The following is a 5,628-nucleotide window of genomic DNA, read 5'->3' on the forward strand; positions in this document are numbered from 1 at the left end:
GGATAATAAATATAGTTTTATATAATTTTTTGGTATTATATTTTTAGATAAATTAATTTTAAAAATTCTGTGAAGAAGTACAGGTTTTATGTATAATGTTTTTTTAGAAAATTTAGCGCATTGTAATACATGATGTTGTTCACCTTACCGGAAATGTTTTTGATTTTAATTCCGGCTTCTTCTGCCATTTCCGGTAATAGTTGAAGGAGCCCTTTTTTTAGTTTTGGGTAATCGGCTGCTGTTTTACAATTTTTGATTGTTTTGATGGCTCCATCATTGTCAGATCCTAGGCAGAGCATGTCCCAAACCTTTTCTCCAATTATTCTTTCTCCTACTTTTACAATGTGTAAAATGTTATTACACAGGTATTTCAGATGCCAAATCGACTGACTTTTTTCAGTAATTAATTTGATGAGGTCAATTCCCTGCCTTACATTTTGCTTATCTGCTTCCAAATTCATCCAATGAATATAGTGGTTCTGGAACTCCTCAGCACTAAAATACTCTTTCCTATTGATGCTAAGACCCAATATTCTCTGGTCCAAAATGATCCCAATTAGGCCTTTGCTTAATATAATCTCCTCAATGTCCTCATCATATAAATTGATAGACCAAGGGTTGAAGGTTGTACCTCCTAAACCTTTAGGAATAAGGTAATCGACCCCTACAAAATCTTCACCCTGAGAATGGGTAAAAGAAGATACAGGTATATTTTTGTAAGAAATACCCGTTACCCCCATATGGGTAGCAATAATGGGACGGTCCGGGAATTCTTCCCGTCTCAGCTGGTAATACTCGAGACGGGATTGGAGGCTCATATGTTTTATATCGATGAGCACTGGTTTTCCTGTTTTATTTTCCAAGGCATTTCGGATAAATCTTTTTCCCGTTGAAGTTAACCCACAACCCTTGGGCATATAGGTAGGGTCTTTAATGATCTTCATGGCATAGGCATGGGTACAAAGTACATTATCGACCAGGTGGGCAGGAGTAATGTAAAACAAACGGGGATTACCTTGTTTTTTGTAATGTGAAAAATTGCGAAGCACAATTTCATCTTTGTTTTCACGGCTTTTAGAATCTTTTCCGTACAGATTGTGTGCTCCTTCAATGCTGGCAATTACATGGAGATGGTTTTTATCAGGCTCATATTCTTCTATGCTATTGATTACCTTAATACCTTTGATTTTTCGAAGGTGTTCAATTTGCATATCCAACAATTGCCTGTAACTGTATTTTTTGTTTATGATATCACGAAGGAAAGGAATGTCATATCTACCAACAATCCTAGCAACAAATCGTGCGTACCAATTTCGCAGTACTTCTCTTTCCACACAATGTAGTACTACTACTACAAGCTTCACTGCCCCTTTTTTTAGTTGACTGAAGCTGCTTTGTGAATTTAGTATGTTAAAGAATATTTCTGGTTGTGCCTTATAACTGCTCCAAGAATCTGTCTTCTCCTCCTTCCCCAGAAAGCTTTTTAAAATGCTATGACAGTGAATGTCAATATGCTCCATTGATAGATATTGTTTTAGGCTAATTTTTAAATATTAGTGGAAATAGAAGGGAAAGACTTCAGCTGTTCCCTATTCTATATGTGGTCTTAATATTTCTAAATGATTCTCTCTATTCCTCTAGAGTAAAGCCCACCTTAATCGTAACTTGCCAATGTTTTATTTTTCCATTTTCAACTGCCCCCCTGGTGTCTACCATTTCAAACCACCTCATATTTCTAATGGTAAAACCAGCCTTACTAATGGCGTTTTGAACGGCATCTTCAATACTCTTCTGGGAAGTGCCAGTGAGTTCTATTAATTTATATACGTGGTCACTCATTTTTTTCAATCTTTTGATTAAAAACCCAAACAGATTTAAAACAGTTTCCCGACAGTGGGATTAATAACTGTGCTGTTTTCGTGCTTTTCAATTTATTGTATCGATGGGATGAAATATTTCTCTCTCAATTAAATACCAGTTCTTTATCTTATATGTTTAAGGTTTTTTCAACGAAAATGTACTGTAATGAAGAAAGATTTTGCTTTTCCCGTATTTGGATAAAAAAAGGAAAAGTGGGGGATTAGGAACTTTGGAAAATTAATTAATTTGAAAATATCTTTTCAATTCTATTTTTGATCAATGAAAGGGAAATGCAATATTTGCTGAAATGAATGAATGATAACAAGGTGCCAGATCCCAATATTTTTATTTTTAAGTCATTGGAAGTGATTTTTTATTATGTTTTTATGAAATAGGAAATTACTCGAAACTTAAAATGTATAGGATCGTACCTTTTTTATTGATCTTTTTCTAAAGATAAATAAGGTCATTCTTTTTTTTCACCAAAACTTGAATAATAGCTAATGAAGTTTAGAGGTTTGTTTTTAGCCTTCATGTTATGTTTCCCTTTTTTTACCAGTGTTGCCCAAAATAAGGTACAGCTCTCCGGATATGTTCGGGATGATAAAACTGGGGAAGAAATTATTGGAGCAACAATATTTATCAAGGAGTTGCAAACAGGTGCAGCTACAGATATAAATGGTTATTATTCTATTTCACTCCCTAAAAGTACTTATCATGTTGAGTACAGTTTTGTAGGAATGAAATCTGTTGAAAGACAGTTGGACTTGCAGCAAAATTTGGTCCAAAATATTAAATTGACGGAAATCGATCAGGAACTGGAGGAAGTGGTGGTTAGTGCCGAAGCGGAGGATAGGAATGTGAGCAATATTGAAATGAGTGTGGAAAAAATGCCGGTGGAAGTGATTAAAAAAATGCCGGCATTTATGGGAGAAGTGGATGTAATTAAATCTCTGATCACATTGCCAGGGGTAACTACGGTGGGAGAAGGGGCTTCAGGTTTTAATGTGAGAGGAGGAAATATAGATCAAAATCTGGTATTATTGGACGGGGCCCCAATTTATAGTTCTTCTCATTTGTTTGGTTTTTTCTCTGTTTTTAATCCCGATGTAGTTAGTGATATCAAGCTCTATAAAGGAGGAATTCCTGCTACTTTCGGTGGAAGGGTGGCTTCCGTTCTGGATATTCAGGAAAAAGATGGTAATTCAAAATCATTTTCAGGTTCTGGCGGCATAGGAGCTGTCTCCAGTCGATTGAGTTTGGAAGGACCTTTGGTAAAAGATAAGGGTTCTTTTATTATTTCAGGCAGGCGATCATATGCCGATCTATTTCTTAAGCTTTCCAATGATGAGGCACTCAAGAATAGTACGGCCTATTTTTATGATTTAAATGGAAAAGCTGCTTATCAGCTGAATGAAAATAACCGATTAACTTTTTCCGGATATTATGGAAGAGACGTTTTTCGCTTTAAAGATCAATTCGGTTTTGATTGGGGAAATACTGCGGCTCGATTAAAATGGAACCACACCTTTCATGATAACTTTTTTGCAGATTTTTCTGCTATTTACAGTCAATACGACTATGCTTTGGGGGTGCCTTCCGGAGAGAATGCATTTGAATTGAACTCTCAAATTCTAAATTACAATTTAAAATCAGATATGACTTATTTTTTTCGGGTGGGAAGTAAGTTGGATTTTGGTGTAAGTGGTTTGTTCTATACTGTGAAACCAGGAGAAATGATTCCTGGTGAAGAAAATATTACCATTAGTCCCTTTACTATTCAAAGTGAGTATGCCCTGGAACCGGCGGCCTATATAAGCCATGAATATGAATTTAATGACAGATGGACAGTTTCTTACGGCCTGAGATATTCCATGTTCTTAAAATTTGGGAAAGGTACGACCTATACCTATGAAGACGGTTTACCAAGAAGTAGTAAATCCATACAAGATACTTTAGACTTTGGAAAGGGTGAGTTAATGAAAACTTATGGAGGGCTTGAACCTAGGTTGGCTCTAAAGGTTGGACTCGATCCAAATAGTTCCATTAAGTTTAGTTACAATAGAATGTTCCAATATCTTCAATTAGTGTCCAATACAACATCTGCTTTACCTACCGATGTGTGGAAGTTGAGTAATGAATATGTTAAACCTTTAATTGGGGACCAGATAGCCTTGGGGTATTTCAGGAACTTTAAGGAAAATACCTATGAATTTTCTGCCGAAACCTACTTGAAATACATGCAAAATGTAATGGATTATAAAAATGGGGCTGAACTACTTCTAAATGATAACCTTGATACGGAATTGTTGGAAGGTATTGGGCGTGCATATGGTTTAGAATTAATGTTGAAAAAGACCAAAGGTAAATTTACAGGTTGGTTGAGCTACACCCTTTCACGCAGTGAACGTCAAGTGGATGGAGATAACCCGGAAGAAACCATTAATGAGGGAAATTGGTATTTATCAAATTACGATAAGATGCATGACTTAACTTTTGTGGGAGCCTATCAATTGAATAAGCGCCTAAGTTTTTCGGCAAACTTTACTTACAGTAGTGGTCGTCCCATTACTTACCCTGAAGGAAAATATGAATATGAGGGGATTGTAATTCCCCACTATTCCCTTAGAAATCAAAATAGGGTGCCCGATTATCACAGGTTAGATTTATCTGCCACTCTAGAGAGTAGAGATCGTCCTAGCAGGCGTTGGAAAGGTAGTTGGTCTTTTTCCCTTTATAATGTCTATGCTCGAAGAAATACCTATTCAATTTTCTTCCAGCCCCAGGAGAATGATCCTGCTAAGACCGAGGCGGTTCGGTTATCCATATTGGGAAGTCTTGTGCCAGCTGTAACCTATAATTTTACGTTCTAAGTCTTACTAAATTATTATGATGAAAATAAAGGATCTTTCCCCTATAAATAAAGTCCATCACTTCCGGGTCGTGAAACGATTTTTGCTTCTTTTTCTTTTTGTCTTGATGTTCTCCGCTTGTGAAGATGTTGTCGATTTGCATCTTCCCCAGGGAGAAAGCCGTTTGGTGGTGGAGGGTATCATTACCAATTTGGCTCCTCCTTACCAGGTGAAGTTGTCCCGAATGATATCTTATGATGCAGGCGACGGTAACCCGCCAGAAGTAGGGGCTGAGGTTAGCATTACGGATGATCTGGGGAATACTATTCTTTTAGAGGAAAAAGTAGATGGGGTTTATGAAACTATAGAGAATAGCATGCAAGGACAGATTGGGAGAACTTACACCTTGCATATCATTACTGATGAGGGGGAGGAATATGAATCGAAACCAGAATTGTTGAAAGAGGTACCTGCCATTGAATCCATTAATTATACCTATCAGGAGGCTGGTGGCTTTTCTGAGGAAGGTTATGTAATAGACATTGTTACCAGCTTACAGAAAGGGGATAGGAGGTTTTTCCGTTGGAAATTATATCAGAATGACCATTTGTTTAATGATCCTTTTGATATCAATATTGCCGATGATCGACTTGTGGAAGGAAAAGAAGAAATTAAATTAGACTTTCCATTTTGGGTTTTTCAGATCGGGGATACTGCTAAGGTCGAACAGGCCTCTCTTTCCGAGGCAGCCTACGATTTTTGGTTTCAGATGAGAGAACAAACCAATGGGGGTGGACCGTTTTCAACACCACCAGCTCCAATTCAGGGAAATATTCATAATGTAGAAAATTCCAATGATTATGCTCTAGGTTTTTTTGGAGCTTCAGCCATTTCTTCGGAGTTTGTTATAATTGAA

At 36.9% G+C, this 5,628-nt stretch carries 4 protein-coding genes; 2 read left to right on the top strand and 2 right to left on the bottom strand.

The features are described 5' to 3' along the window. Positions 1–86: 86 nt before the first annotated feature. Together E1171_RS08475 and E1171_RS08480 are read right to left on the bottom strand one after the other, a co-directional pair. Positions 87–1,520: an amidohydrolase family protein gene (locus tag E1171_RS08475; RefSeq protein ID WP_155205575.1), complete on the bottom strand. Its 1,434-nt coding sequence runs from the start codon at positions 1,518–1,520 to the stop codon at positions 87–89. A 109-nt stretch (positions 1,521–1,629) separates the two neighbouring features. Beyond that, positions 1,630–1,839: a dodecin gene (locus E1171_RS08480; protein ID WP_155205576.1), complete on the bottom strand. Its 210-nt coding sequence runs from the start codon at positions 1,837–1,839 to the stop codon at positions 1,630–1,632. Positions 1,840–2,363: 524 nt separating this feature from the next. Here E1171_RS08480 and E1171_RS08485 point away from each other — a divergent pair. Both E1171_RS08485 and E1171_RS08490 read left to right on the top strand, forming a co-directional pair. After that, on the top strand, positions 2,364–4,733 hold the full coding sequence (locus tag E1171_RS08485) for a TonB-dependent receptor (RefSeq protein WP_155205577.1): 2,370 nt from the start codon (positions 2,364–2,366) through the stop codon (positions 4,731–4,733). 16 nt (positions 4,734–4,749) lie between these two features. Continuing rightward, on the top strand, positions 4,750–5,628 hold an 879-nt coding region (locus E1171_RS08490; RefSeq protein ID WP_155205578.1), incomplete at its 3' end, for a DUF4249 domain-containing protein.

It is taken from the genome of Xanthovirga aplysinae, assembly GCF_009711365.1.
GTDB lineage: Bacteria > Bacteroidota > Bacteroidia > Cytophagales > Cyclobacteriaceae > Xanthovirga > Xanthovirga aplysinae.